General features: G+C 71.4%; 21 protein-coding genes and 1 pseudogene. 7 read left to right on the top strand and 15 right to left on the bottom strand.

Going from position 1 to position 26856, the window contains the following annotated elements; genetic code table 11:
- The first annotated feature begins 113 nt into the window (after positions 1-113).
- Positions 114-5186, top strand: a complete 5073-nt coding sequence (locus tag KYK13_RS22835) for a tetratricopeptide repeat protein (protein WP_223633148.1) — start codon at positions 114-116, stop codon at positions 5184-5186.
- Between the two features lie 10 nt (positions 5187-5196).
- Here the strand turns inward: KYK13_RS22835 and KYK13_RS22840 are convergent, their stop codons facing one another.
- Positions 5197-5934, bottom strand: a complete 738-nt coding sequence (locus KYK13_RS22840; protein ID WP_223633151.1) for a molybdopterin-binding protein — start codon at positions 5932-5934, stop codon at positions 5197-5199.
- Between the two features lie 75 nt (positions 5935-6009).
- On the opposite strand from KYK13_RS22840, the gene KYK13_RS22845 reads away from it, so the two are divergent.
- The 3 genes and pseudogenes from KYK13_RS22845 to KYK13_RS39360 all read left to right on the top strand — a co-directional run bounded on the left by KYK13_RS22845 (position 6010) and on the right by KYK13_RS39360 (position 7500).
- Positions 6010-6234 (top strand): hypothetical protein, encoded by a 225-nt coding sequence (locus KYK13_RS22845; protein WP_223633154.1) that lies wholly within the window; start codon positions 6010-6012, stop codon positions 6232-6234.
- Between the two features lie 410 nt (positions 6235-6644).
- Positions 6645-7136, top strand: a pseudogene (locus tag KYK13_RS39355) (acetyl-CoA carboxylase biotin carboxylase subunit family protein); the annotation flags it as partial.
- A gap of 166 nt (positions 7137-7302) precedes the next feature.
- Positions 7303-7500: a hypothetical protein gene (locus KYK13_RS39360; RefSeq protein ID WP_370645438.1), complete on the top strand. Its 198-nt coding sequence runs from the start codon at positions 7303-7305 to the stop codon at positions 7498-7500.
- A gap of 560 nt (positions 7501-8060) precedes the next feature.
- Here the strand turns inward: KYK13_RS39360 and KYK13_RS22860 are convergent.
- The 4 genes from KYK13_RS22860 to KYK13_RS22875 form a co-directional block, all read right to left on the bottom strand.
- A complete protein-coding gene (locus KYK13_RS22860) occupies positions 8061-8444 on the bottom strand; it encodes a hypothetical protein (protein ID WP_223633157.1) in 384 nt (127 codons plus the stop codon).
- Between the two features lie 161 nt (positions 8445-8605).
- Positions 8606-10261: a delta-60 repeat domain-containing protein gene (locus KYK13_RS22865; protein ID WP_223633160.1), complete on the bottom strand. Its 1656-nt coding sequence runs from the start codon at positions 10259-10261 to the stop codon at positions 8606-8608.
- Positions 10262-10502: 241 nt separating this feature from the next.
- The gene (tmk, locus tag KYK13_RS22870) at positions 10503-11159 is read right to left on the bottom strand and encodes a dTMP kinase (RefSeq protein WP_223633162.1); all 657 of its coding nucleotides are present in this window, start codon (positions 11157-11159) and stop codon (positions 10503-10505) included.
- The gene (locus KYK13_RS22875; RefSeq protein ID WP_223633164.1) at positions 11156-11494 is read right to left on the bottom strand and encodes a hypothetical protein; all 339 of its coding nucleotides are present in this window, start codon (positions 11492-11494) and stop codon (positions 11156-11158) included. The genes tmk and KYK13_RS22875 overlap by 4 nt, the downstream gene beginning before the upstream one ends.
- A 213-nt stretch (positions 11495-11707) precedes the next feature.
- Between KYK13_RS22875 and ribB the strand changes: the two genes are divergently transcribed.
- Positions 11708-12835: a 3,4-dihydroxy-2-butanone-4-phosphate synthase gene (gene ribB / locus KYK13_RS22880; RefSeq protein ID WP_223633166.1), complete on the top strand. Its 1128-nt coding sequence runs from the start codon at positions 11708-11710 to the stop codon at positions 12833-12835.
- A gap of 26 nt (positions 12836-12861) precedes the next feature.
- On the opposite strand, the gene thrC is transcribed toward ribB, so the two are convergent.
- The 5 genes from thrC to greA all read right to left on the bottom strand — a co-directional run bounded on the left by thrC (position 12862) and on the right by greA (position 19111).
- Complete coding sequence (thrC, locus tag KYK13_RS22885) at positions 12862-14196, bottom strand: threonine synthase (protein ID WP_223633168.1); 1335 nt, start codon at positions 14194-14196, stop codon at positions 12862-12864.
- The gene (locus KYK13_RS22890; RefSeq protein ID WP_223633170.1) at positions 14193-14753 is read right to left on the bottom strand and encodes a hypothetical protein; all 561 of its coding nucleotides are present in this window, start codon (positions 14751-14753) and stop codon (positions 14193-14195) included. Before KYK13_RS22890 ends, thrC begins: the two co-directional genes overlap by 4 nt.
- A 98-nt stretch (positions 14754-14851) precedes the next feature.
- Positions 14852-15487, bottom strand: coding sequence for a protein-L-isoaspartate(D-aspartate) O-methyltransferase (locus tag KYK13_RS22895; RefSeq protein WP_223633172.1), 636 nt, complete (start codon positions 15485-15487; stop codon positions 14852-14854).
- A 91-nt stretch (positions 15488-15578) separates the two neighbouring features.
- Entirely contained in the window at positions 15579-18488 is a 2910-nt protein-coding gene (gene recG, locus KYK13_RS22900; protein ID WP_223633174.1) for an ATP-dependent DNA helicase RecG, read from the bottom strand.
- A gap of 110 nt (positions 18489-18598) precedes the next feature.
- Positions 18599-19111 (bottom strand): transcription elongation factor GreA, encoded by a 513-nt coding sequence (gene greA, locus KYK13_RS22905; RefSeq protein WP_223633177.1) that lies wholly within the window; start codon positions 19109-19111, stop codon positions 18599-18601.
- A 181-nt stretch (positions 19112-19292) separates the two neighbouring features.
- Between greA and KYK13_RS22910 the strand changes: the two genes are divergently transcribed.
- Positions 19293-19823 carry an FHA domain-containing protein gene (locus KYK13_RS22910; RefSeq protein WP_223633180.1) on the top strand — a complete coding sequence of 177 codons (531 nt, stop codon included), beginning with the start codon at positions 19293-19295 and terminating at the stop codon, positions 19821-19823.
- 14 nt (positions 19824-19837) lie between these two features.
- Here KYK13_RS22910 and KYK13_RS22915 read toward each other — a convergent pair whose 3' ends face one another.
- From KYK13_RS22915 to KYK13_RS22935, 5 genes are all read right to left on the bottom strand, one after another.
- A complete protein-coding gene (locus KYK13_RS22915; RefSeq protein WP_223633183.1) occupies positions 19838-20794 on the bottom strand; it encodes a hypothetical protein in 957 nt (318 codons plus the stop codon).
- A 313-nt stretch (positions 20795-21107) separates the two neighbouring features.
- Positions 21108-21629 carry a hypothetical protein gene (locus KYK13_RS22920; protein ID WP_223633186.1) on the bottom strand — a complete coding sequence of 174 codons (522 nt, stop codon included), beginning with the start codon at positions 21627-21629 and terminating at the stop codon, positions 21108-21110.
- A gap of 54 nt (positions 21630-21683) precedes the next feature.
- Positions 21684-24797: a CHAT domain-containing protein gene (locus KYK13_RS22925; protein WP_223633189.1), complete on the bottom strand. Its 3114-nt coding sequence runs from the start codon at positions 24795-24797 to the stop codon at positions 21684-21686.
- Complete coding sequence (locus tag KYK13_RS22930; protein WP_223633192.1) at positions 24794-25339, bottom strand: RNA polymerase sigma factor; 546 nt, start codon at positions 25337-25339, stop codon at positions 24794-24796. Before KYK13_RS22930 ends, KYK13_RS22925 begins: the two co-directional genes overlap by 4 nt.
- Positions 25340-25512: 173 nt before the next feature.
- A complete protein-coding gene (locus KYK13_RS22935; RefSeq protein ID WP_223633194.1) occupies positions 25513-25689 on the bottom strand; it encodes a hypothetical protein in 177 nt (58 codons plus the stop codon).
- A gap of 123 nt (positions 25690-25812) precedes the next feature.
- Here KYK13_RS22935 and dgcN point away from each other — a divergent pair, with 123 nt between their 5' ends.
- Positions 25813-26826, top strand: a complete 1014-nt coding sequence (gene dgcN / locus KYK13_RS22940) for an N-acetyltransferase DgcN (protein ID WP_223633196.1) — start codon at positions 25813-25815, stop codon at positions 26824-26826.
- Positions 26827-26856 lie beyond the last annotated feature (30 nt).

Below are 26856 nucleotides of genomic sequence, written 5' to 3' on the forward strand. Positions count from 1 at the left end.
TCCCTGCACTCAAATCGCCAGGAAAGACGGGAAGTTGAGGGGCCGGCCGAGCGCGTGGTACGAACTCCCGTTCAGTTCCCCTCTCAAATTCAAAGTGCCTGGAGCCGGCTTCCATGAGCGAGCGCAATGACGTCACGCGGCCTTCGTCCTCCGCATCGGTGCCTCCCCCCGGAGCCCCCGAACCGGTGGGCACTGCCGCGACACTCGCCCAGAGCCTGAGCACCCTCCCCGCCCCTGTCCCCCAGGCCAGCGCCGAGGACGACGCCCGCGAGCGCATCGCCTCCATGGAGCGCGAGGCGAAGGCGCTCGCCACCACCGAGCCGCAGACGGCCGCCCTCCTCTTCCATGAGGTCGGCCTCCTCTGGGAGGAGCCGCTCAAGAATCCCCGCAACGCCGCCGTCGCGTTCCAGAACGCGTACAAGCTGGCGCCGCGCTTCCTCGCCAACATCCGCGCCGCTCGCCGCCTCTTCGCCGACGTGGGCAACTGGCAGATGGTCGTGCAGCTCATCGACGCGGAGCTCGTCGCCTCCGAGGATCCTCGCCAGCAGGCCTCGCTCCTCTTCGAGAAGGGGCAGATCCTCGAGGAGCGCCTGTCCCGCGACAACGACGCCGCGGATGCCCTGCGCCAGGCCCTGGACCGCAAGCCCACCGACGTCACCCTCCTCACCCAGCTGGAGTCCGTCTACGCCTCGCGCAACGACGCCGCCGCGCTGGTGGAGATCTACCGGCTGCTCGCGGCCGCCGTCGTCCCGCCGTCCCTTCGCGCCCACTACCTCACCTCCGCGGGCATGCTCCTGGAGGAGCGCCTCAAGCAGAAGGACGCCGCCGCCGCGGCCTTCCGCGAGGCGTTCGCGCTCGACCGCTCCGACCCGCTGCTCCAGGCCGCCATCAAGCGCGTCGCCGAGCGCGAGGGCCGCACCGACGAGCTGCTCTCCGCCCTCCTCTCCGAGGCCGAGGGCCAGGGCTCCCAGGGCGCTCCCGCCTACCTCCACATCGCCAAGGTCCATGACCGCCTGGGCCGCAAGGACGACGCCCTGTCCGCGCTGCTCGCCGCTCGCCGCGTGAGCCCTCATGAGCCGCTGGTGCTCAGCGCGCTCGCCGGCATCTACGAGACCCAAGGGCGCTTCGAGGAGCTGGCCGACGTGCTGCTCGCGTGGGTGGGCTCCATCAACGACGAGAGCGAGCTCGTCGCCATCAACCTGCGCCTCGCCGCGCTGTACGAGGACGACCTCAAGCGCGACCAGGAGGCCGCCGCCCGCTACCAGGCCATCCTCGCCCGCATCCCGAGCCACGCCGCCGCGCTCGCGGGCCTGGGCAAGCTTTGCTTCCGGATGAAGAACTGGGAGGGGCTCGTCGCCGTCTTCGACGCGGAGGTCACCGCCGCCGAGGACGCCAAGGGCAAGGCCGCGCGCATGTACAAGGCGGCCGAGATCCTCGAGGAGCGCCTGAGCCGCCAGGAGGACGCCATCGCGCGCTACAACGCGTGCCTCCAGTTGCAGCCGGGCTACCTCCCCGCCCAGAAGGCCCTCACCCGCCTCTACGAGCGCCAGGGCCGCTTCGCGGAGCTGGTCTCGATGTACGAGCAGGACCTGCTCCAGACGTCCGACCGCGATCAGGTCATCACCACGCTCAACAAGATGGCGGTCATCTACGAGGACCGCCTGGGTGACCTGGACCACGCCATCGAGTGCATGAAGCGCATCCTCGACCTGGCGTCGGATCACCTGCCCACGCTGCGCAACCTGGCCCGCCTCTACGAGCGCGCCGGGCGCTTCCGTGAGCTGCTGGAGACCAACGACCTGGAGGCGTCGTTCGCTGGCGACACCAAGCAGGTGCTGTCGCTGCTCCACCGCAACGCGGAGATCCTGGACGAGCACCTGAAGGACCGCGTGGGCGCCATCACGGCGTACGAGCGCGTGCTCGCGCTGTCGCCCTCGTACCTGCCCGCGCTCAAGGCCCTGGGCCGGCTGTACGCGCAGGATGCGCGGTGGGAGAAGCTCATCGACATGTACCGCGCGGAGTCGGAGATCTCTCCGTCCACCGACGCGGCCGCCGCGCTCATCTACAAGATTGGCGAGCTGTACGAGCACCGCCTCAAGCAGGAGAACGAGGCGCTGGCGTCGTACCAGGAGGCGCTGATGCTGGCGCCCAGCTACTTCCCGGCGCTGCGCGCGCTGGCCCGTATCCACCGGGCCCACGGCGCGTGGGAGAGCCTCGTGGAGGTGCTTCGCGCGGACGCCGCGAACCGCACGGATCCGCTGGAGCGCGCCAACGCGCTCTACCAGGCCGCGGCCATCTGGGAGGATCAGCTGGGCCGGCCGGAGCTGGCCATCGACGGCTACCAGGAAGTGCTGCGCCTCACGCCGGGCCACGCCGCCACGCTGCGCGCGCTGGAGCGCCTGTACGTCGCGCAGGACAACGTGAAGGAGCTGGTCTCCATCCTCGACCGCGAGACGCAGGTGGGCCAGACGCCCGCGGCCAAGGTGACCGCGTACCTCAAGCTCGCGCGGCTGTACCTGGACCGCTTCCAGGAGCCGTCCCGCGCCGCTCAGTGCTGCGAGTCCGTGCTGGGGCTGGAGCCCGGCAACCTCACCGCGCTGTCACTGTTGGAGCGCATCCGCGTATCGGACCGCCCCCGTCGCGCGGAGCTGCGCGCCCGCATCGCCGAGCGCGTCACCGACCCGCGCCTGTCCAGCGCGCTGCGCCTGCTGGCCGCCGCGGATCAGGAGAAGGGCCAGCCCACGGAGCGCACCCTGGAGGTCTACCAGCGCGCCTTCGACGCGGACCCCTCCGACGCGCGCCTCGCCTTCGGCCTGGAGCGCGTGCTGCGCCAGAGCGGTGACATCGCCGGTCTGTCGCGCATGTACGGCATGCGGCTGGCCGTCACCACCGAGGCCACGGAGGCGCTGGAGCTGCTCCTGCGCGCCGCGGACCTGGCGGAGAAGAACCCCAACCAGGAGCAGGCCGCCGCCCTCTACCGGCAGGCGCTGGAGCTCCAGGCGCAGTGCCTCCCCGCGCTCCAGGGCGCCCGCCGCGTGGCCCTGCGCCGCGGCGACTTCGCCACCGCGCGCGCCATGATGGAGGCCGAGGCCCGCTCGAGCCGCGACACCAAGAGCGCCATCGAGGGCTTCGTCGCCGCCGCGAAGCTCGCGGCCCAGAAGCTCAATGACCCGGACGGCGCCGCGGCCCTCTACCGCCTGGCGCTGGAGCGCGATCCGCTGCACCCGGGCGCCGCCACCGGCCTGGAGGAGCTGCTCGCGCAGCGCGGCGGCTCCTCCGACCTCGCGGCCCTGCACGAGCGCCGCGCGGAGGCCCGGCTCGCGCAGCGCGACGCGGAGGCCGCCGCTGCCGCGTACGTCACCGCGGCCCGGCTCCACAACGTGGCCCTGGGCGACCGGGCCCGCGCGCTCGCGGTGCTGGAGAAGGCGCTGGCGGCCCGGCCCGGCTTCCCCGACGCGCTGGAGACCCGCGGCCTGCTGCTCCTGGAGTCGCAGCAGTACGCGGAGGCCGCGCAGATGCTCGGCCAGCGCGTGCAGCAGGGCGGCGACCCCCGCGTGCTCGCGCAGCACCACCTGACGCTGGGCGGGCTGTATCAGCAGCACCTCAATGATCCGGGCCGCGCGGCGGCACACCTCCAGACGGCGCTGGCCACCCTGCCCCGCCACCCGGAGGCGCTGGAGCGGCTGGCCACGGTGTACGCACAGGGCCGCAACTTCGGCGGCGCGGTGGACTGCCTGCGGCGGCTGTTGGATCAGGACCTGCCCAACGACGCCCGCGCGCGCTTCACCGTGGAGCTGGCGCGCATCCATGAGGAAGGCCTGGGCGACGTCGCCTCCGCCACGGCGCTCTACAAGAAGGCGCTGGAGCTGATGCCGGGCGAGCCCACGCTGGTCGACCGGCTGGTGGTCCTCTACGAGCGCCAGCGCAACCTGCCGGAGCTGGCGCAGATGCTGGAGGCCCAGGCGGCCGCCACCGCGTCCACGGACGTCAAGCGCGCGGCGACCCTGCGCATGCGCGTGGCGAGCTTCTACGCGGGCCCCCTCGCGGAGCCCGCGCGCGCCACCGTCATCTACCGGCAGCTGGTGGAGCAGGACGCGCAGAACCTGCAGGCCCGCGCCGCGCTGGCGGAGCTGTACGGCCGCGACATGGCCAGCTACCCGCTCGCCATCGAGGAGCACCGGCAGATCCTGCGCCAGGACCCGGGCCGCGTGGAGAGCCTGCACGCGCTGTTCAAGCTGTGGGAGTCCCAGAAGCAGCAGGACAAGGCCTTCGCCGTCGCCGCGGTGCTGACCTTCATGCGCGCCACCAACGAGGTGGAGCAGGCCTTCTACTCGGAGGCCCGCGTCCGCCAGCCGCAGGAGCCGCGTGAGTCGCTGCCCGCCACGGATGTGGACACCGTCCTCATGCACCCGGCCGCGCGCGGCGCGGTGACGGAGCTCCTGCGCGCCATGGGCGAGCACCTGGGCAAGGTGTACCCGCCGCAGTTCGAGATGCTCGGCGTCAACCCGAAGCAGGACAAGCTCAAGCCGGACTCGGCGGTGTTCAAGGCCGTGCGCGCGGTGGCGCAGACCTTCGGCGTGGACGAGTTCGAGGTCTACCTCGCCCGGCGCGGCCTCTTGCAGTTGGAGACGACGGAGCCCCTGTCCCTGTGCGTGGGCCAGGACGTGGTGCGCCGCTTCAACGCCCGTGAGCAGAAGTTCCTCATCGGCAAGGCGGTGCTGGGGCTGCTCAACAAGACGGCCGTCCTCTCCAAGCTGTCCCAGGGGGAGACGGTGGACCTGTTCGGCAACGCCATCCGCGTCCACGTGCCGCAGTTCAACGGTCTGGGCCGTCGCAACGACGACACCACCAAGCAGCTCAAGAAGGCCTTCAGCCGCAAGGCGATGAAGGCCTCGGAAGCCCCTGCGCAGGCGCTGTCCGAGCAGTCGAAGATCGACGTCGCGACGGTGGTGGACGCGCTCGGCTTCTCCGCGGACCGCGCGGGCCTGCTCGTCTGCGGCGACCCGTCCGTGGGCCTCACCATGGTGCTGCGCGAGGATCCGAACATCGTGGCCAACCGTCAGGACAGCAGCACCGACGCCATCCTCCAGGCGGTGCGCGAGCGCGCGGACCTGAAGGCCCTGCTGTCGTGGCTGCTGACCGACGACTTCTTCCGGCTGCGCCAGCGCATCGGCCTGGCGCTGTAGTTCGCCGCGCTTACTCCCGGCGGACCAGCGCGTCCGCCGGGAAGCCCGCGAGCAGGCGGCCCACGGCATCGTCCACGTGGGCCCGCTCCGGGGCCTCCACCGTGACCTTCACGCGGTAGTCCAGGGCCGCGTCGAACACGGGATACGAGCCGATGGCCACGTGGGGCATGTCCAGCGCCACGCGGTCCAGCACGGCGGCCAGGGCGCTCTCGCCCAGGCTGAAGTACAGGTTGACCAGGTGCACCGGCGTGCCGCGCAGCCGCGACAGGACCGTCTCCAACTGCATCCGGAACAACTGCGGCACCCCGGGCAAAAGGAACATGTCGCCCACCGTCAGCACGGGGAACCACATGCCCGGCTGGGCGATGAGCACCGCGCCCTCGGGCGCGTCCGCCAGCCGCAGCGACTCCGGCGTGACCGGAGACGAGCCCGCGCGGGCCTGGATGGCCGACACCATCTCCGGCATGCGCACCACGGGCTTGCCCAGCGCGAGGGCCACCGCGCGCACGGTGACGTCGTCGTGGGTGGGGCCAATGCCTCCGCTGGTGAAGACGTAGCGGGCCTTGCGCCGGGCGCGAGACACCGCGTCCACGATGGCGTCCACGTCGTCCAGGATGGTCTCCACCGAGACGAGCGGGATGCCCAGCTCCCGCAACCGCTGGATGAGGTGGGGGCCGTTCTCGTCCTTCACCTTCGCGGTGAGGACCTCGTTGCCAATGATGATCGCCGCCGCGCCGGTCCGCTCCATGGGGCCGCCGACTCTACTCCAACGGACCCCGGGGGTGGACCCGCACGGTGCAATGGCGCGGACTGGCCCGCCGACGTGTTGGAACGGAAGCTGCGCGAGCCCGGCATCGAGCGATGGATCTGCCAGCGTGTCGTGGAGGCGGAGACCGTCCGGCTGCGAGCAGATGGAGACTCGAAGCCGGAGGAGTACCGGCTGGTGCTGGGCTTCTACTCCTATGGCGGCAGGACCACCGGCTTCCTCGTGAGAGGCAGCCGCACGTCCAAGGTGGTGAACATCACCAGTGGAGGCAAGCTGGGGTAGGCGTTCGTCGTTTCCGAGGAAGGACGCCGGGCCTTCATCCGACACGCGCGGGGCCGCGTGGACGACGTCACTGCAAGGAGCGCATGACCATGGCGGCGAACCTCATCCTTCTGGGCGCGAGGCAGTTCATCACGGAGCGGGCATGGCAGTTGGGCCTGAGGCCGCTGATCATCCAGCAGCCGGGCCTGTCCGACGATTACGTGAACCGGCAGTCCGACCGGGTCCTCCTCATGAGCTACGACGACCCGGCGCTCATCCCCATGCTGAAGGCCGCGCACGCGGTGACGCCCTTCGTGAGCGCCATCACGGTCGCGGAGGAGGCGCTCATCCCCTGCGCTCGCATCAACGAGGCGCTGGGGCTGCGAGGGACGCCACTGGAGCTGGTGGAGAAGACGCGCGACAAGCCAGCGATGCGGCGGGTGCTCGACTCCGGTGGGTTCTCGCCCGTGCAGTGGGCCTCGGTGAAGACGCAGGAGGAGGCCGTCGCGTTCGCCGAACGACAGGGCTATCCGTTCATCCTCAAGCCCGTGGATGGCGTGGGCAGCATCGACGTGCGGCGCATCCGGTCCGCCTCGGACCTGGAGGGTGTGCTGAACGCCCGAGCGTCTTGGATTGCGGAAGAGTACCTGGACGGCCCCGAGTACTCCGTGCAGTGTTTCTCGTTCGCGGGGCGCCACGTCATCCTGGGCATCAACGAGGAGACGAAGAGCACGGACCCCAACGGCAGCGCCTTCCTGGAGGTCGCCCATCAGGTCCCCGCGCCAATGCCCGCGGAGCGGGACCGCGAGGTGCGCGACTTCATCCGGAGCTTCCTGGACGTGCTGGGCCTGAAGGATGGGCCCTCGCACACGGAGCTGAAGTACACGTCGCGAGGCCCGCGCATCGTGGAGACGCACACGCGCCTGGGCGGCGACCGCCTGTGGGATCTGGTCCGGCTGACCACGGGCCATGACCTGCTGGACATGACGCTCCAGTGGGCCATGGGGACGCTGAAGCCTTTGGAAGCGGATCCGGTGCCTCGCGGCGGCGCGGCCATCCAGTACTTCCCCCCCCGGCAAGCTCAAGCGCATGCATGGTGCGGTGGCGCTGAAGCGGCTTCCGGGAGTCGTGGACATCTCGCTCGCGGTAGAGCTGGGTGCCACCATCCGGCAGGCCCTGAAGTCAGAGGACCGCGCCGGCTACGTGCTGGCCTACGCGGACACCGTGCAGCAGGCGCAGGCCGTGTGCAGGGAGGTCAGCCAACGGCTCGTGTTGGAGACCGCGTAGGGAGTCGGCCCCCGAGGTGGGGCAAACTCCTGTAGACATGGGCACGTTCATCACGGCCTGAGCCCCCTCTGGGAACGTGGGTGGGGCGAAAGCGGGAGGTTGTGCCAATGGGGCATGTCTGAACGCATCTCCATCAGTCGACGCCCGGAGGCGTGCAAAAAGACCCCGGCGAATCGGTAAACGCTCTGCTGCCGCACAACTGTCCGCTGGGGCATTCCGAAGTCTCTTCGCACGGCCGCTGACAGGTACCTGCTGGCCCCGGTGTTGTCAGCCGCCAGAACATGCACTCCAGCTCCTCCTCGCAGTCGGCGCTACTCTTGCAGTTCCCTCCCTCTTGAACATGAACTGGGGCCAGCTTGGGACCAAGGCTCACAGCACAGGAAGAAAGGAGGATCAGCAGCACCAGCAAAGGCCATTCGGGCTTCATGTTCATGTCGGGCAGCACTTGTGGCGTCGCGGTGGCATATCCACCATTCGAACACTGGTTGCCCTCTGTCCGATAGACCAGCCCCGCCCATTTGACGGAGAAGTTGGAGACCGCGTAGGGGCAACGTCACCCGTCAAAGCCCGAGCCTTTCGAATCGGAGGCTCCCTCTTTGAAACCGAAAGGTGGCTCCTCCATCCGCCCATACCGCGCCCGGCCCCAGACAGACATCCGTCATGATGAAATGGACGTTGATGTTCTCATCCAGGATGTCCACGGCGGATTCGTAACTCTCCACGCGAGCCAGACACCGCGCCACATCATCACGCGGTTCATCGTGCTTGAGGGCGTCCAGAAGCTCTCGCTCGAACTCCCGACTCGCGATCTCAAAGGCCTTTCGGTACTCCCCGCCGATAAGGCCGCAGTCAGGCAGGCTGGCGGTACGAACCGAGGCGCAAACCAGCAGCGGTTGTCCCTTCAAGTCGGATGGCCCCGTCAAATGGCGACAGGAGAGGCTCATCAGTGCAAGGCCGCAAACCGCTCCCAGACCCAACCTGCGCATGACGCCTCACTTGCCCGAAAGGGAGACACCCAAAGCTCCACGCCCCGAGATCGGCATGAGCGACCCCGGAGCGTGGACCTCACTGACGAGCAATTGAACGACAGCCCGTCACTGCTGTGTCAATACGGGTGGAAGCGCGTCACGAAGGGCACGGCTTCACTCTGTCCCGCAGGGACTCGCGTTCCGACGACGCGCAGGAAGCCCTGTGCGTCCAACTTCGCGGCCGTGGGCTGCTCCTCCCCGGGCAGGTCCGTCCGGTGCGCGCGAAGGACTTTCGCGCCATTCGCGTCCACGTGGACGACTCCCAGTCCAGAGGCACCCTTCGGATCCTGACTCCAGGTGGCGGCGACCACGGTGCCGTCCGCCAGCAGGTCCATGCCCACGACCGCCTCCTTCGCGCTCGGGAGCGCTGCCGTGAAAAAGACGAAGCCGTCGTCGCCGAAGGACGTGTCCTGACCCGCGCTCGCGCCCAACCGCGCCACCATGGCCCGGCTGGTTCCATCCGAGAACACCGCCCTTCCCCCCACCAACCATTTCCCGTTCGACAGCCGGATCAGCGTCCTCGGCGTGATGGTCGGCGAGGTGGAGTACGAGTTGTAACGGAAGGTGCTGTCCAAGGTGCCAGTGGCGGTGAAACGGCGCACGACCAGATTATCGAGGCTGCCCGTGGAGGTTCCCGCCACGACGATCTTCCCGTCGGGCTCGGCGACGACGCACAGGCCGTCGTCCTGGCGCCCCTCGTCCGCCGTCGCCACGCCGTCCCCGCTGAAGGTCGTGTCCAGGGCGCCCAGCGGAGTCAGGCGGATCACCAGCAGGTCCAGGCCACTGTTGTCGACCGTGCCCGCGCCGATGATCCGTTCGCTCGCGTCCAGGGTGACCGCGTGAAGGGTGGAGATCCCCGTGGAGATCTGGAAGGTGCGCATGCCCGTCCCACCGAACGTGGTGTCCAACACGCCCGCCGGCGTGTACCTCGCCAGCAGCACGCTCTGGTACTTCGTCCCCGCACAGGTGTTCGTCCCGGAGATGGCCCCACCCGCGACGACGATGCGGCCATCCGCCTGCAAGGTGACGGCATCCACGTAGTCATCGCCGCCGCAGATATCGGTGACCACCACGCCCCGCGTGCCGAACGTGGCGTCCGGCGTTCCATCGGGAAGCAGGCGCGCCACCAGCACGTCCCTCGCTCCCGTGTAGCCGGTGGAGCCGACGAGGATCCACTTGCCGTCCGCCTGCACGGCCATGGCGTTGATCTTCACCACGGACACGCCGAGCACCGGGCTCGCCATGCCCTCCGTCCCGAAGGCGCTGTCCAGCGCGGCCGGCGCGGGCTCCACCTTGAGGGTGAGCGGGAACTCGACGCGCTCTCCGCCTCCCACGCCCACCAGCTTGAGCGAGAACTGGCCATAGGCGGCGAACTCATCCGGGACGTAGCCCAGCGGCGTCGTGCTCTCACCCTCGGGGATGACGACCGGCAGGGCCTGGGTGGTGCGCACGTGGGGAGGCAGTCCCTCCACCGAAAGCGCGACCTCCCCGGTGAAGGCCGGAGCGCGGGTCACATCGACCGCGTACGCGTACCGGGTGGAAGGATCGAAGCGGACCGTCTGCTCGGGGATCGTCGACAAGGTGAACGCCGGAGGGGGCCCTCCCGCATCCGGGAGGGGCTCGGAGCCGCCGTCCTGCTCCCCCGCGCCGGCATCCGCGCCGCCGTCCACTCCGCTGTCCGCGGTCCCCGCATCCACGCCGGCATCACGCGTCGGCGTCGGGGGAGGGCCCACGGGGGCATCCGACCCGCCGCAGGCGCCCGCCATCAAGGCGGCCACCATCAGCGCGAGCGCCGGAAGGCTTCGGAGATGGAACCGCGAACGGAGGCCAGGAGCCGGGGGACGCAGGTCGATTGGGCGCATATCAGTCAGGGGTGAAGGGTGCGCCCCAACTGATAAGTGGCCCTGGAACCGGCGATAAATGGATCCCCGGTTCAATGCCCCCGGCGTGAAGGCACGCCGTGGGCACCGCGGCTCAGCGCTTGCGCGCGAGCAACCGCCGCACTTCCTTGAGGCACGCGTCCGTCACGGCCTCCACGGACAGCTCGCCGTCGACGTGCACGATGCGCTCGCGCTTCTGTCGCAGCGTGATGGCCTTGAGGTACTGCTTCGCGATCCGCCGCTGGGCCTCGTCCGCCTCGAACAGCTCCGCGGGGCCACCGCGCACGGCCCGGCGCTTCGCCGCGACCTTCGGATCCACACCCACGAACAGGGTCAGGTCCGGCGGCACCGCGTGCGCGTTCACCGTGTCCACCCACGCCATGGGCAGGCTCGCCCCCTGGTACGCCAGCGAGGACAGCACGTAGCGGTCGCACAGCACCACCTTGCCCTCCTCCAGCGCCGGCAACACCTTCGCGTGCAGGTGATCCGTCCGGTCCGCCGCGAACAGGAGCGCCAACGTCTCCGGCGCCAGCGGCCCACGCCCGTGCGGCAACCCCAGGCGGCCCGTGAGCGCCTGGCGCAGCATCGTGCCCACCGGGCCGTCGGAGGGCTCGCGCGTCGTCACCACCGCGTGCCCGTCCGCCCTCAGCGCGGACGCCAGCCGCTCCGTCTGCGTGGTGGTGCCCGCGCCGTCCAGGCCCTCCAGCACGATGAATCGCCGCGGCAGGGCGCCCCTCCTCGCGGCGCTCACCGGGGAAGGAGCGCCGCGGGGTTGTCCAGGTGAAGCTCGCGGCGCAGCGCGAGCATCGCCTCGTACTTCCGCAGCTCCTCCCCAAGGACCGCGCGGCCCTTGCGGTAGCTGATGAAGCCGTACACCAGGAGCCCCAGCGCCAGCAGCGACGCGCCCCAGGCCAACAGCGGCGTGCGCAGCGAGTCGTGGAACAGCTTCCCCGCCGCTCCGCCAATCAACATGAAGGCGATGATGGACACACCCGCGTGGGCGAAGTGTGTGGTGCTCTGCCGGGTCGCCAGGCTCTCCTGCAACTGCTCGAACCGGGCCCGCTTGTCCTGGATATCTGCGCTCACGGAGCCGAGGACCCTACATCACGCGCCCCAGCCCGTCGAGTCGCTGCCCTGTCAGGACCCACCTACACGGACGCGCAGTCCCAGGTTGCGCTCATCCCAGCCATTGAACGGACGCACGCTCGCCGCCGGGCATGGCTTGCCACCCCACCCCCCTCGCGTTACATGCCGCGCACCATGCCTCTCCACGTCGTCAGCAGGATGAGTTCCCCCGACATGAGCCGAGACTCCGAGTTGAACACCATCGAGGAGGCCGTCCGCGACATCCAGGCCGGCAAGTGCGTCATCGTCGCGGACGACGAGGACCGCGAGAACGAAGGCGACCTCATCATGGCCGCCGAGCTCGCCACTCCCGAGCAGCTGGCCTTCATGGTGCGCCACACCAGCGGCATCATCTGCCAGCCCATGCTCGCCGAGCGGCTGGACGCCCTGCGCCTGCCCCAGATGGTGGCGGAGAACACGGAGTCCCACCGGACCGCCTTCACCGTCTCCGTGGACTTCCGCCACGGCACCACCACCGGCGTCTCCGCCAGCGACCGCACGAAGACCATCCGCGCGCTCGCGGACCCGAACAGCACCGCGGACGACTTCCTGCGCCCCGGCCACATCTTCCCGCTGCGCTACCGCGAAGGCGGCGTGCTGCGCCGCGCGGGCCACACCGAGGCGGCCGTGGACCTGGCGCGCCTCGCCGGCCTGCAGCCCTCCGGCATCCTCTGCGAGCTGGTGAAGGACGACGGCACCATGCAGCGCATGCCGGACCTGAAGCAGTTCGCGCGCGAGCACGACCTCAAGCTCATCACCATCGCGGACCTCATCGAGTACCGCAGCCGCAAGGACCGCCTGGTGCGCCGCGAGCCCGGCCAGAGCGTCGTGCGCACCCGCCACGGTGAGTTCACCGCCTTCACGTACACGTGGACGCCCGACGGCGCGAAGTCGCTCGTGCTGGTGAAGGGCGACCCGTCCAAGCCCCAGCCCGCCCCGCTGGTGCGCCTGCACGGCGCCTGCGCCATGGGCGACGTGTTCGGCTCGCCCGACTGCAAGTGCAACCTGCTGCTGGATCGCGCGATGCAGAACGTGGCGCGCGAGGGCACGGGCGTCATCGTCTACCTGCCCGGCATGCACGGCAACGACTTCGGCATCCACCACAAGCGCTCGGGCGACGGCAGCAACGCGTCCGTCAGCCGCGCGGCCAACGAGTCGCGCGACGTGGGCATGGGCTGCCAGATCCTCACCGACCTGGGCGTGAGCACCATGCGCGTGATGTCCAACACGGACATGACGTACCGGGGCATCTCCGGCTTCGGGCTCACCATCGAGTCGCGCCTGCCGCTCGAGGTGGAGTAGCGCCACCCGCGAGGCGCGCGAGGCCTTCAGCCCAGGTCCTTCAGGGCCTCGCGCACCGCGGACAGGTCCGCGGGCAGCTCCAGCGGCGGGTTCGCGTGCGCGGCCTGCACGTCCTTGAGCGTCTCGCGGTGGTAGCCCACCTTGAAGTCCGCGAACTTCAGCCCGTGCGCGGTGGCCACCACCGCGACGCTGGAGCCCTTCGCCATCACACCCGACGTGGCCAGCTTCTCCACCGCCGCCAGCGCGACGCCCGTCTGGGGACAGGTGAAGGTGCCCTCCCGGTCCGCCCGGGCCGCCGCGTTGGACAGCTCCGACTCCGTCGCCTCCTCCACCACGCCGTCGAACGCGCGCAGCATCCGCACCGCGCGGCGGAAGGACACCGGGTTGCCAATCTGGATGGCGGACGCGAGCGTCGCTCCCGCCTGCATGGGCACCAGCTCCTGGAAGCCGCCCCGGAAGGCGCGCGCCAGGGGGTTGGCCCGCTGCGCCTGCGCCACCGCGATGCGCGGCCGGCGCGAAATGAGCCCCAGGTTGAAGAGCAGGTCCAGGCCACGGCCCAGCGCGCTCGCGTTGCCCAGGTTGCCACCCGGGATGACGATCCAATCCGGCGGCTCCCAGCCCAGGTCCTGGCACAGCTCGATGGCGATCATCTTCTGGCCCTCGATGCGCAGCGAGTTCATCGAGTTCGCCAGGTACAGCCCCGTGTCCGCCGTCACCGCCTGCACCAGCTTCATGCAGCCGTCGAAGTCCGTGTCCAGCGACAGCACACGCGCCCCGTTCGCGATGGGCTGCACGAGCTGCGCGAGCGACACCTTGTTCCTCGGCAGGAACACCACCGCGGGGATGCCCGCCGCCGCGGCGTAGGCGGACAGCGCCGCGGACGTGTCACCCGTGGACGCGCACGCCACCGCGCGGATGGGCGTGCCCCGAGCGCGCAGGTGCTTCACCGCGGACACCAGGACCGTCATCCCCCAGTCCTTGAAGCTGCCCGTCGGCGAGACGCCGCACTCCTTCAACATCAGCGAGCCCAGCCCCAGCTCCGCCGCCATGCGCGGCAGCGGCTTGAGCGGCACGCGGCCCTCGCCCAGCGAGACGATGTCCTCCACCGGCAATTCGGGCAGCGCCCACTCGCGCTTGCCCCAGACGCCGGAGCCGTCCGGCAGCCGGGACGTGGCGAAGCGGGACTCGAAGCGGCGCTTCCACTCGGCGGCGGGGATGGCGCGCAGGGCGGCCTCGTCGTGGACCACCTCCAGCAGGCCCTCGCAGCGCGGGCAGCGGTAGACGACGTCCCACAGCGAGGCGGTGAAGCCACACCCCTCGCTGCACGCGTAGCCCGCCTTCAGCGCCGGCGCCGCCGTCATGCCTCCACCTCCACCTTCGTGCCGCACGCCACGCACGCGCGGCCCGGCCAGGCCGGCACGTGGCAGGAGGGACAGGGCACGCGCTCGCCCTCGGCCGCGCGCTTCGCCGTCACCGGCGCCGCGACACGGACGCGGGGCAGCCGCATGCCGCAGCCGTCACAGAGGAGGCCTTCCGCCTGGACGTGGCGACAGTAGCGGCACGTCACCGCGCCCACGGGGGCGGCGGTGCGCACGCCGTCGTCCTGCGCGCGGCCCGTGTCCAGGTCCGCCATCGCCACGACGGGCACCTCGCCCGTGACGCCCGAGCGCGTCAGCTCCAGGTCGGGCACGACCGTGGCCGGCAGGTCCGGCCCCGAGCGCAGCCGCGTCAGGTCCAGCTCCGGCAGCGCGGGCGCGTCCACCGGCACGCGGCCCCCCACGTGGTGCGTCAGCTCCAGCTCCGGCAGCGGGGCCACGGCGGGCGCGGGGATGTTCCCGAGGCCGGGGAAGCGCTTGCCACAGCCTTCGCACTCTTCGCCTTCCGACTGCACGTGGTCGCAGACCGGGCAGATGATCATGTCCGGGACGTTACCGGTCCCCTCTCCGCTCGGCAACGCGGCCCGGGATGCCGGGCATGCAGGCGCGCGGCCCGCCGCACCCGCCAACTCCGGTCGCCTCAACTCGAGGCCGAGCCCACGCCCGTCATCGGAACGAAGCGCACCGGCAGCAGGTGGTCCACCCGGGGCAGCATCCCTGGCCGTCTCCGGCGCACGCGCAGCAGATCCTGCGTCTCGTGCATCCCTCCCACGGGGATGACCATCCGCCCCCCGGGTCTCAACTGCCGCAGCAGCTCCCGGGGGATCTCCTCCGGCGCGGCGGTGGCGATGATGGCGTCGAAGGGCGCGGCCTGGGGCCAACCCCGGGAGCCGTCGCCCTCCCGGAAGAACACGTTGGTGAAGCCCAGCCGGTGGAGCAGCCGCCGCGCGGGCCGGGCCAGCTCCCGGACGATCTCCACGGTGAAGACCTCGCGGGCCAGCAAAGCCAGCACCGCCGTCTGGTAGCCGGAGCCGGTGCCAATCTCGAGCACGCGCTCACAGCCGCGCAGGCGCAGGGCCTCTGTCATCAGGGCTACCACGTAGGGCTGGCTGATGGTCTGCCCGTGGCCGATGGGCAGGGGGACATCCTGGTAGGCCGCGTCCCGCTCGCCCGCGGGCACGAAGTCCGCGCGACTCAGGTTGGCGATCGCCGCGAGCACCTTCCGGTCCCGGATGCCCTGCCGTGCCAGATACTCCGCTCGGCCCCAGTCTCCCATCGCTGACGTCCCCCCGTGGTCCTCCGACGGAAAACGTAAGCACGCCGACAGTGCGAGGCAACCCGGGGGCCGATGGCCCGCCTCGCCGCCCCTACCCCACCCGGGCAAGCGCGAGCCGGCCCTCCCAGCGCTCCTCCAGCGCCTTCACGAGCCCCTGATGGTCGGGGTCCTGGAGCCGCGGGTCCTTGTCCATGATGCGCCGCGCTTCCGCCTGGGCGAGCGACAGCAGGTCGCCATCGCGCACCAGGTTGGCCACGGCCAGCTCCGGGAGGCCGCTCTGGCGCGTGCCGAGGAACTCGCCGGGGCCGCGGATCTCCAGGTCCTTCTCCGCGATGACGAAGCCGTCGCTGCTGCGCTCCATCACGCCCAGCCGCTCGGTGGACTCCCAGGAGCGCGCGGCGCCCGCGACGAGGAAGCAGTAGCTGGCCGCGGCGCCACGGCCCACGCGCCCGCGCAACTGGTGCAGCTGCGACAGGCCGAAGCGCTCCGCGGACTCCACCACCATGACGGACGCGTTGGGCACGTCCACGCCCACCTCCACCACGGTGGTGCAGACGAGCAGTTCGATGCGCTTGTCGCGGAAGGCCTCCATCACGGCGTCCTTCTCCTCCGGCTTCATGCGCCCGTGCAAAAGGCCCACGCTGGCGTTGGGGAACACCGTCTGCAGCTTCGCCGCGCCCTGGGTGGCGTCCTCCAGGTCCAGCTTCTCCGACTCCTCCACCAACGGATAGACGACGTAGGCCTGGTGGCCCTTGGCCAGCTCCGCGCCCACGGCTTCGTAGACGCGCGCGCGTTGCTCGTTGTTGAAGACGCGCGTGGTGATGGGCGTGCGGCCCGGCGGCAGCTGGTCGATGATGGACACGTCCAGGTCGCCGTAGAGCGTCATCGCGAGCGTGCGCGGGATGGGCGTGGCCGTCATCACCAGCACGTCCGGCGTCAGCCCCTTGCTCATCAGCGTGTGGCGCTGGAGCACGCCGAAGCGGTGCTGCTCGTCAATGACCGCGAGCCCCAGCTTCTGGAAGGACACGCCCCCCTCCAGCAGCGCGTGCGTGCCCACCGCGAGGTGGATGTCGCCCTTGCTCACGGCCTCGCGCACCTCGCGCTTGTGCTTCGCGGTGCCCGCCGCGCTGATGAGCCCCACGCGATAGCCCAGCGGCTCCAGGATGCGACGGAAGGTGCGCTCGTGCTGTTCGGCCAGGATTTCCGTGGGGGCCATCACCGCCACCTGGTAGCCGTCCTGCAACGCCACCATGCCGGCCACGAGCGCCACGGCCGTCTTGCCGCTGCCCACGTCGCCCTGCACCAGGCGGTTCATGGGCTCCGGGCGCGCCATGTCCCGGGCGATGTCGCCCACCACGCGCGCCTGCGCCCCGGTGAGCTGGAAGGGCAACGCGGCGCGGGCCTTGTCCAGCCGCTCCGGGCTCACGTTGAAGGCGATGCCCTCCTCCGCCTTGATGCCCTGGCGCTTGAGCGCCATGCCCAGCTGGAGGAAGAAGAGCTCGTCGAACGCGAGCCGGCGGTGCGCGGGGCTCTGGTGCGCATCCAACGCCTCCAGGTCCGCGTCGTCGGGCGGGAAGTGGATGAAGCGCAGCGCGTCCGGCAGTCCCATCAGGTGATAGCGGCGGCGCAGCTCCGCGGGCAGCGGCTCCTCCAGGTGGTGCGCGTGCTGTTCGCTGATGCGCGAGGCCAGCTCGCGGAAGGAGCGCTGCTCACCGCGCTCGAAGCCCGGGTAGACGGGGACGATGCGGTGGAAGTGGACGGAGGTGGAGTTCTCCAGGTCCTCGGCGGGCTCCAGCTCCGGGTGCGCCATCTCCCGGCCGTTCATGGACGCGCGCACCTCTCCGGAGAGCACCAGCTGCTTGCCCACGGAGAAGCGGCTCTTGAGCCACGGCCCGGCGTTGAAATACGTGGCCGCGATGCTGCCGGAGCGGTCGCCCACGACGGCGCGGAACATGCGCTTGCCGCCGCGCCCCGGGACGAAGTCGGCCGTCTTGACAGTGCCCACCGTCACGCCGCGCTCGCCGGGGATGAGCTCCGCGATGGTGCGCAGCTTGCGGCGGTCCTCGTAACAGCGTGGCAGGAGGAACAGGATGTCGCCCGTGCGGCGCAGGCCCTTCTTGTCGAGCACCGCGACGAGCCGCGGCCCCAGGCGCTTGCCCAGCGTCTTGAGCGGCGCGGACAGCGGGCCGGTGCGCGGCGCGATGGACAGGAGCCTGGCCTCGGAGCGCGACGCCTCCGCGCCCACGGCCTTGGCCTTCTTCTTCCGGGCCTTCTCCGTCGGAGCGCGGTCCGCGGGCGGCGCCCCCTTGGCGTTGGGCTTCGCGCTCGGAGCCCGGGCCGCCGGGCCGTTGGGAACAGCGGCGGCGTTGCGGGCCGCGGCCATGCGCGCGCCGTAGGTCTGGACTTCGACCGGTGCGGGGTTCGCGGTCCGCGTCCGGGCCGCGGCCATGCGCGCGCCGTAGGGCACGGGCTCACCCTTCGCCTGAACCTGGTTTGCCCCCGCGGAGGTCGCGGTGCGCGCGGGTGCGGCCCCACCGCCCACCGGCGGCACGGGGTCCTGCGAACGCCACGGCGGCACGGTGTTGCCCCGCACCTCGGCCGTCCCCTGCGCGGGCGTCAACCGGCGGCGAGGCGGCGCGGAGGCCAGCTCCCCTTCCAGCACGTGCGCACGCTCCGGCGCCCGGGGGAACCCTGACGCCACGGCGTTGATCTCCCCCGTGACGACCACCCGCTCCAGCTCCTCCGGCAGCGTCACGCCGCTGAGCTTCAGCGCGCCCAGCACCTGGCGCAGCGCGGCCTTTCGGTGCTCCGGTGGCGCGGGCGGATCCACGTGCGGCAAGGCCGCCCTCAGGTCCTCCAGCGCCCGCGCATCCACGCCCCCGGCCGTCGCCAGGGTGCGCTCCATCAACGTGCGCAGATCCCGCACGGTCCCGAGCTGGGCGAAGTCACGCTGACACGCGTACTTGAGAGGTCCAATGAGGCTGGCGAGCGGGTGGTTCACGCGGGGTTTCCAGCGTCCATCCTACGAAGCGCACCTGACGCCGCAGGGAAAACGAAACCGGGGGAGCGAGCCCAGGCCCGCCCCCCCGAAGGACATCCAGCCAGCCGGCTTCAGCTCGCGCTGGAGGGCTCCTCCTGCGGATCCTCGAAGCTGATGGCCACGACCTCCAGCTCGCGCACGCCGCCGGGGCTCTGCACCGTGGCGATGTCGCCCACCTTCTTGCCGATGAGCGCGCGCGCCACCGGCGAGGTCACGGCGATCCACCGCTTCTTCAGGTCGGCTTCCGTCTCTCCCACCAGCCGGTAGCTGATGGCCTTGTCATTCTCCGTGTCCACCAGCTCCACGGTGGCGCCGAAGACGACCTTGTCGCCGCCCAGCTTCGCCGGATCGATGACCTCCGCGCGAGCGATCCAGTCGCCGAGGGTCAGGATGCGCCCCTCGATGTGCGACTGCTTCTCCTTGGCCGCGTGGTACTCCGCGTTCTCACGCAGGTCGCCGTGCGCACGCGCGACCTCGATCTCACGCGAAATCTTGCCCCGCTCCACGGTCTGGAGCTGCTTCAGCTCGTCCTTGAGCTTCTGCAGACCGTGGGGGGTCATCGGGATGTTGTCGCTCCCGCTCATCGAACCACCGCTCCTTCCGTCACCTGCTGGCATCGGGGGTCCGGCGTCCCCTCCTGGAACCCGGCCCGCGACTCGAAACGCTCAATGTATGGAACGAGTGACTGGCCGGTCAATGAAAGCCGCACCGGCATCGTCCGGTAGTGGCTGGGCGCCCGACGGCCAACCCGTTAGGCTGCCCCACGTGCTGTCCGTCCAGGAATTGCGCGCGCTCGCCGCCGCCCTCCCCGTGGGTGCGTTTCAACATCAGCTGGGGCCCTTCGCGCTCGTGCAGCGCCCGCCGTCGGATTTGTCCGCCGCCGCGCTCGCGCCCACCCGCATGGCGGCCCCCGGCGACGTTGAACAGGGCATGCTCTCCCTGCTCTTTGAGTTCGACGACCTGCTCGTCGCCACCCTGCCCACCCTCCGGGACTCGGAGGTGCTGCGCATTGGCAGGCGGCTGGACTGCGAGCTGGTCCTGGACGACGGGTCCGTGTCCAAGCAGCACGCGGAGCTCAAGTGGAGCCGCGCGGAAGCGCGCTGCACCGTGCGCGACCTGGGCTCCACCAATGGCACCTTCGTCAACGCCAGCACCATCGGCCAGCGCGAGGTGCCGCTGAGGGGCGGCGACATCCTCAGCTTCGGCAACGTGCAGTTCTGGTACCTGCTCACGGACGCACTGCATGAACGGCTGCGCGCGGGCGCGGCCTCCGGCCTGGGCTCCCACTCCGGCTGAAGGCCACCCCAGGCTCACGGGCAGGCGCCGCAGTCCGCCGCGCACGCGTCGTACGTGTTGGACGCGCCGCAGGACTCCGTCACCTGGCAGATGCCGTCACCACAGACGGCCAGCTCCGCGGCGCGCACGCGCGTGGTGATTGGCTGGAAGGTGACGCCTCCCACCGTGCAGTTCGCGAAGGCCAGACCGCCCGTCCCCCCGGACGTGCACAGGTCCGAGCAGCGCCCCACGTAGGTGAGCGGCGCGCACGTCATGCGAGGCATTCCGGAGCCATCCACCACCGCGCACGCGCGCGTCGTGCTCTGGGTCGCGTCCAGCGGCGGGTTCTGGCTGCCCGCATAGAGGCCCTGCTCCTGGAAGAGGTTGCCGAAGAAGCACGACTCCGGCCAGGCGAAGGTGGCCAGCTCCTGCGCGGACACGGGGATCTCCGCCCCCAACCCATCCCGGCCCAGCACGGAGATGGGCACGCTCACGCCGAAGGGATTCGTGTGCGCCGCCAGGCACGCGGAGATGACCTGCTGTTCGGCCACGGTCGCGGGCGCCCCGCCGGCCCAGCCCGGCGTCAGGCCCAGGAGCCCCGCCCAGGTGTGCACCGTGTTCGTCTGGGGCTCCGTGTACGAGCGCGTCTGCCCGGCGGGAACCGCGCAGCGCACGACGTAACGCATGACCTCGTCCGCGAGCGCGGGGTCCGCGTTGAACCACGCCGTGAAGGCCTCGGATGACAAGCCATTGAACGACAGTCCGTTGAACGACAAGCCATTGAATGACAGGCCATTGAAGGACAGCCCGTTGAACGACAGGCTGTTGTAGCTGAGCGCCGCCTGCTCCTTCGCGGCCAGTGGGTCTGCTGACGAAGCCTCCCGGGTTCCGGGGGCACAGCCCGACCCCATCACCGCCAGCATCAGCCCCACCGCCCCCCACCGCGTGGACACACCCGTGCCCAGACGCTGCCCGTTCTTGACGTTCCCCATGTGTGCACCCTTCTGCTACCGCGGGCGCTCCGGCCGGGGCCCACGGACGTTCGGACGAGGAGGGTGTCAAAGACAAACGGGCGAGCTGTGCCCCCTCACGCACGAAAAGTGTGAGCACGTTGTACGTGTGCCAAGCCACGAGAGGTGCGGTAAACGCGGGAGCGGCGGCAGGGCCGACACTCGGGGCGTCTGGGGTTGAACGCGCGGGTCGGCATCCATCCAGGAATGTGAAAGGCCGTGGCCTTCCAGGGCGAGGGTACGTGCCCCCACCCCGGCGCCACGGCCATCCTTTGCATCCCGCGTGAGGCTGGGATTACCGCAGGACCGGCGGGCCGATCTTCACCTGGGTCTTGTTCAGCTTCATCGCGGTGAGCTCGCGATTGATGTTGGCCAGCTCCGTCTGGGTGAGGGCGCCCGGATCATGTCCGCCCGGGGGGCCGCCACCGCCCTTGGGGCGCGGGCCTTCAGGGGACACGGCGCCGCCGCGTTCCGGATCCGTGAAGGCCGTGCCGCCACCGGCCTCCAGGGCCGACAGCGCCTTGAACCCCGAGGTGGCGCTGGTGGCGTCCTTCTGGGTGAGCTGCTTCAGCAGCGTGAGCTTCCCGCTGGCGCGGTCATACCGGTACAGGCGGGTGCCCTTGGCGCCCTCGTCCACGGCCACGTCCACCGAGCCGGTGGCCTTCGGCGCCGCCGGGCTCGCGGTGGACTTCGCCACCGGGGTGAGGTTCACCGGGGTGTTCGGGGCCTTCGCCTGCTGGGCGCCGGCCTGCATCGCCGACAGGGTGGCGACTCCCACCGCCGCCCTGCCCACTGCGGACTTCCAACGCGTGATCATGCTTCCTCCCGCTTCCCTTACGCGCGGCTGCACGAATATTCGCGGGGACTCTACCTATTCGAACGCGACCAGATCCTGGACCCACCGGGCACTGCCCCGCTGGAGCCACCTGGCACGTGTGTCCCGGAGCGCCTGGGCCGGAGGAATGCCGCGCCGCAGCGACTCCACCAGCGCCTGGAAGAAGGCCCCGGCCTCCACGTCCGGCACCTCCGTGGACGGCGCGACCACGGCCCGCGCGCCCGCCTGGATGAGCGCGGAGGGCAGGCTGGACACCGCGTGGTAGCGCCATGCGCCCACGTTCGCGTCACAGGCCGCCAGCATCACCACCGGCGAGCCCCGCAGCGTGTGCCCCTCCAGGTCCTCCGCGGTGAGCGCGTAGTGGCCGGCCGCGTCCGGGGACAGCGCCAGGAAGGCCGCGTCGGACACGGTGCCGGAGAGGCCGTGCGTGTGCAGCTCCACCTCCGTGGCGTCCTCCATCTCCGCGAGCACCGCCTCCGGCGTGGCCGCGCGCCCCCGCAGGTGGACGTCGCCCGGGCCCGTCGCGCCCTTCCACGGCATCAGGCGCGGCAGCCCCAGCGTCGCGGGCGGCTCCACGTCCGACACCACCAGCCGCTTCCGGACGGGCGCCGCGGCCGGGGCCTCCACGCGGCGGCCCCCCGGGGCCAGGTAGCTCCACGCGCGGTCCGAGGGCAGCAGCCCCGGACGCCCCTGGAGGATGGGCTCCGCGAGCACCCGCACGGCGTCGCAGCCGGCGAGCCCCTGGAGGATGGCCTCGGGCACCGCGGGCATCTGCTCACGCAGGGGCCGCTGGAGGGCGTGGAGGTACAGGCCGGTGCTCGCGCCCGTGGGTCCCCGGGCGACGAAGAGCAGCCGTTCGTCCTGGCCGGCCAGCGCCAGCAGGCAGGACGTGGGCGCGGTGCGGTCCACCTCCTCGGCGAGCAGGTCCACCGCGGGGCCCCACTCCCTCGACCGGCCCGCGTCCATCACCAGCACGTGGTGGCTGTGGGCCCAGGCCTTGCGCGCCTCGATGTCGGTGGAGCGCTGGAGCGCGGAGCCGGTGATGACGCCGCGCAGGATCTTCTGGCCCGCCTCGCGGTCGCGCTCGATGAGGATGCGCCCTTCGATGTGGTCCACGAGCAGCCGCTCGCCGGGCGTCAGCGACGGGTCGTCACGCAGGATCCGGATGCGCTCACGGACGCGGTCCAGCTCGCGGCCCGGCACCGTGCCGCCCTCCAGCCGCAGCAGGTCTCCGGCGACGGCGACCTCCAGGAGCGTGGGCGCGGTGGGACAGGCGAGCGCGTCCTGCACCTCGCGGCGGGCCCGCTTCGCGTCCAGGTCCTCCACGAAGAGGAGCGCCCGGGCGTGGTGGTACTCCGAGCGCCGCGCGCAGTCCTCCGGCGAGTGCTGGAGGTATTCGTCCAGATAGGCGCGCGCGAGCGCCGGGGCGTGGCTCAGCCGCGCGCTCGTCACCAGGTCGGACAGGAGCAGCTCCTCCTGGTACCAGCTGTCGCTGCGGAACGCCTCCTCCAGCGCGGAGCGCGCCAGCGAGTCGGCCTCCTTGCGGCGATCCAACCGGTTGTAGAGCGCGGCCAGGTGCCGCTGGAGGTCCACGCAGCGGTAGCCGAAGCCCGCGCTCCGGCACGCCGCCAAACCGTTCCGGAGCGACGTCTCCGCTGTCTCCATGTCCCCCCGCTCCTGCGCCGCCTGCGCCCGGCCTCGGGCAAGCGGAGCGTCGTACCAGGCGGGCTCGCCGGACTGGCGGACCAGCGGCGTCAGCTCGTCGACGAGGTGGTCCTCCTGGTGGAGCAGCAGGATGGCGCCCAGGAGCAGGTCGCGCTCGCCCGAGCGCCGCAGCCGCGCGAGGAACGCGTCCGCCTCCGGCCCCTGGAGCGACCGCGTGCCGGAGAGGAGCTCGCGGTAGGTGTTGGCCAGCGGGCCTCGCTTGCGGAAGTCCGCCGCCGCCACGTGCGCCACGTAGGCGCTCGCGGTCTTCGTGTGGTTGGCGTCGTCCAACACCTCCGCCAGCGGCGCCAGCGCCTTCACGCGCTCCACGGACGGGGCGGCGCGGAGCGCGTGGTAGAGGTACAGCCGCGCCAGGTCCGGGTTGCGACGCGCCATCGACGCCGGGTACGGCGTGCCGTCCAGCGCCAGCGCCATGCCGGCCGCGTTCATGGCCTGCCACGAGTCCCGCCGCGCCAGCGCGCCCTTGCGCAGGCCGTCCGCGCGCTCGGTGGCCTCGGGGCTCCAGCCGGGCTCCTTCGCCTGCGCCACGCGGGAGAACTCCGCCGCGGCGGCCAGCTCCAGCGAGAGCGCCTGGAGCGCGAGGCCCCGGTTCCAGTGCAGCCGCGGGTCGTCCGGCGCCGTCTCCAGCCCCGCCTCCAGCAGCGTCAGCGCGCGCTCCGGCTGGGCACGGCCCAGGGCCGCCAGGGCCATGTCGCCCAGGACGGCGGGCGACGCGGGCAGGCGCTCCAGGATGCGCTCCGCGCGTTCGAAGTCCCCGGCCGCGAGCCACGCCGTCGCGACGCCGTGCAGGTCGCCCTTCGCCTCCAGCTCCGACAGGGCCTTGAGGTCCAGCTCCGGCCGTCCCTCCGCGCCGCCGCGCAGCGTGCCCGGGGCGCGGTAATCCGCCAGACCCGGGTGGCTCGGCCGGCCCTCCAGCGGGCGCGCGGAGGCGAGCGCGAAGGGCAGCGCGCGTTCGGATTCAGGCGGGCGCCATGGACGGGCCACCGCCAGCACCGCGAGCACCACCGCGGCGGCCGCGGCCGCGAAGCCCGCCACCCGGCGTCGCTCCCAGGCCGCGCGGGCACGAGGACGGGCAGGTGTGGACCGCGTCCCACCGCCAGGCACCGGCGCGGTCTGGCCTCCAGTGCCGGGCACGGACCGGAGCCCCGGGCCCGATGCCGATGCGGCGGGGCTGGCTTCCACCTCCGATGCCCTCGCAGGCCGTGCATCGATGCCGGACTCGGCGCTCACGGACCGCAGGGGCTCTGCTCCGGGCGCGACACGTTCTTCCGCGGCGGCCTGCACCAGGAGGCTCGCCTGCACCTGGTCCTCCAGGCCGGCCTGGCACTCCGCGCACTGCGCGAGGTGGACCTGGAAGGCCTCGGCCTCGTCGAGCGGAAGCTCCCCGTCCGCGAAGGCGGCGAGCTGTTCACAAGAGACGGTCACGCCGGGCCCCCCGCGGTGCCTTCCCGGGCGAGGAGCAGCTCCTTGAGCTTCTTGCGCGCCCGGAACAGACGGGTGCCCACCGTCATGGACGGGATGCCGAGCCGCCGGCCGATCTCCGCGTAGCTCTGTCGCTCCATGTCCTTCATGCGGACCACCTCGCGCAGCTCCGGGGGGAGCTGTTCCACCGCCTGCCACACGTCGTCCAACGTGTAGCGCGCCCATGTCTCCGGGGCGGGCTCGGCCTCCGCCAGGGTATCCCCCATCGCGTCGGTGAATTCCTCCTGGGGGTGGCGCCGGTCGTGCCGGCACCAGTCGAGGAAGCGTCGAACGAGGATGGACGCCAGCCACGCCATGGGAGGCGCGGACCGGTCATACGTATGAAACGCGCGGAAGGCCCGCTCGTAGGTCTCCTGCAGCAGGTCCTTCGCGTCCGCCGGGTTCCGGCCCCGGCACAGGATGCGCGCGCGCTCCTCCAGGGCCGGAGCGCACTTCGCGATGAGTGCCTGGAACTCCGCGGCGTCCTCACGGGAGGCCGAAGGCACCCCCGGCTCGGATGCGGAGGACTCCCCGGGCCGGGGAGCGACGCGGGGTGATCGCGGGCGGAAGACCACGGGGGCGTTCCTAGCAGGAGCCGCATCGCCCGCGAAGTCCGTCGAAACCCTCCCCGGCGCTTCCCACCTGACGGGTGGGAGGCCCGGCACGGCAGCCCGGAGGGCTAGCAGGAGCGGAGCTCCAGGCGGAGGCCCATGCCAAGCCGGGTCTTGAAGGCGCCGGGCACCACGCCCGGGCCCGTGGCGCGGCGCCTGTCAAACCAGACGCCGTTCAGCGGTCCGCCGCGGGCGGTGGCCAGCGAGGCGGCGAAGACAAACGCGGCGGAAGGCATGAAGGGCATGGGGGGACTCCAGGGCTGTCGAGGGGAAGCCCGTGGCCGGGCTCCCCCCTGTTACGTCCGGTGTCGCGCTTATTCCCCCGCGCCATTTCCACGCCGTTTTTCGGCCGTGCTAAGGCACCGCGCGTGGACATCGACAAGCCCTACCTGCTGTTCCTCGGGGACGTGAAGGATCAGCTCGCGGCCAAGACGGCTCACGGCATCGTGGACTGGCGGCCGGAATGGTGCGTGGGTCAGCTGCGCCTCCCGGGCTGCGCGGCGGACTGTGGGCTGCCGGACATGGACCTTGCCCAGGCGAAGGCGAAGGGCGCGCGCACGCTGGTGGTGGGCGTGGTGAACCCGGGCGGGGTGCTGTCGGACGCGTGGGTGGAGACGCTGGTGCGGGCGCTGGAGTCAGGGCTGGACGTGGCCACCGGGCTGCACAGGCGGCTGTCCTCCTTCCCCGCCGTGGCCGCGGCGGCGGCGAAGCACGGGCGCAGGCTGCACGACGTGCGCTTCCCGGACCGGGACTTCGCCACGGGCCAGGGCACGAAGCGGCCCGGCCTGCGCGTGCTGACGGTGGGCACCGACTGCGCGGTGGGCAAGAAGTACACGGCGCTGGCGCTGGAGAAGGAGCTGCGCCAGCGCGGGTGGAAGGCGGACTTCCGGGCCACCGGACAGACAGGCATCCTCATCTCCGGGCGGGGCGTGGCGCTGGACGCCGTGGTGTCCGACTTCGTCTCCGGCGCGGCGGAGTGGCTCACGCCCGCGAACGACGCGGACCACTGGGACGTGGTGGAGGGCCAGGGGTCGCTCTTCCACCCCTCCTTCGCGGGCGTCACGCTGGGCCTGCTGCACGGCACGCAGCCGGACGCCTTCATCGTCTGTCACGAGCCCACGCGCACGCGCATGCGCGGCGTGAAACACCCCCTGCCGTCCATCCAGGACGTCATCGACCGCACGGTGCTGGAGGGGCGGCTGACGAACCCGGCCATCCAGTGCACGGGCATCGCCATCAACACCGAACACCTGGGCGAGGACGACGCTTTGAAGCTGCTGGAGGCCACCGGCCGGGCGCATGGCCTGCCCTGCGTGGACCCCCTGCGAACGGGCGCGGGGCCCCTGGCCGACGCGCTGGCGAGCCGCTACCCGCGAGGGTGACACAGGCTCCATCTCCGAAAGCCTCTCCAC

Origin of the sequence: Corallococcus sp. EGB, from assembly GCF_019968905.1 — a bacterium.
In the GTDB taxonomy this organism is placed as follows: domain Bacteria; phylum Myxococcota; class Myxococcia; order Myxococcales; family Myxococcaceae; genus Corallococcus.

What these genes read in the sequence shown, in the direction of transcription:
- thrC (WP_223633168.1), bottom strand. Translation starts at nt 14,196, where the DNA reads ATGACGGCGGCGCCGGCGCTGAAGGCGGGCTACGCGTGCAGCGAGGGG.
- ribB (WP_223633166.1), top strand. Translation starts at nt 11,708, where the DNA reads ATGAGCCGAGACTCCGAGTTGAACACCATCGAGGAGGCCGTCCGCGAC.
- KYK13_RS22835 (WP_223633148.1), top strand. Translation starts at nt 114, where the DNA reads ATGAGCGAGCGCAATGACGTCACGCGGCCTTCGTCCTCCGCATCGGTG.
- KYK13_RS22890 (WP_223633170.1), bottom strand. Translation starts at nt 14,753, where the DNA reads ATGATCATCTGCCCGGTCTGCGACCACGTGCAGTCGGAAGGCGAAGAG.
- KYK13_RS22920 (WP_223633186.1), bottom strand. Translation starts at nt 21,629, where the DNA reads ATGATCACGCGTTGGAAGTCCGCAGTGGGCAGGGCGGCGGTGGGAGTC.
- KYK13_RS22935 (WP_223633194.1), bottom strand. Translation starts at nt 25,689, where the DNA reads ATGCCCTTCATGCCTTCCGCCGCGTTTGTCTTCGCCGCCTCGCTGGCC.
- KYK13_RS39360 (WP_370645438.1), top strand. Translation starts at nt 7,303, where the DNA reads ATGCATGGTGCGGTGGCGCTGAAGCGGCTTCCGGGAGTCGTGGACATC.
- KYK13_RS22895 (WP_223633172.1), bottom strand. Translation starts at nt 15,487, where the DNA reads ATGGGAGACTGGGGCCGAGCGGAGTATCTGGCACGGCAGGGCATCCGG.
- KYK13_RS22915 (WP_223633183.1), bottom strand. Translation starts at nt 20,794, where the DNA reads ATGGGGAACGTCAAGAACGGGCAGCGTCTGGGCACGGGTGTGTCCACG.
- greA (WP_223633177.1), bottom strand. Translation starts at nt 19,111, where the DNA reads ATGAGCGGGAGCGACAACATCCCGATGACCCCCCACGGTCTGCAGAAG.
- KYK13_RS22840 (WP_223633151.1), bottom strand. Translation starts at nt 5,934, where the DNA reads ATGGAGCGGACCGGCGCGGCGGCGATCATCATTGGCAACGAGGTCCTC.
- KYK13_RS22860 (WP_223633157.1), bottom strand. Translation starts at nt 8,444, where the DNA reads ATGAGCCTCTCCTGTCGCCATTTGACGGGGCCATCCGACTTGAAGGGA.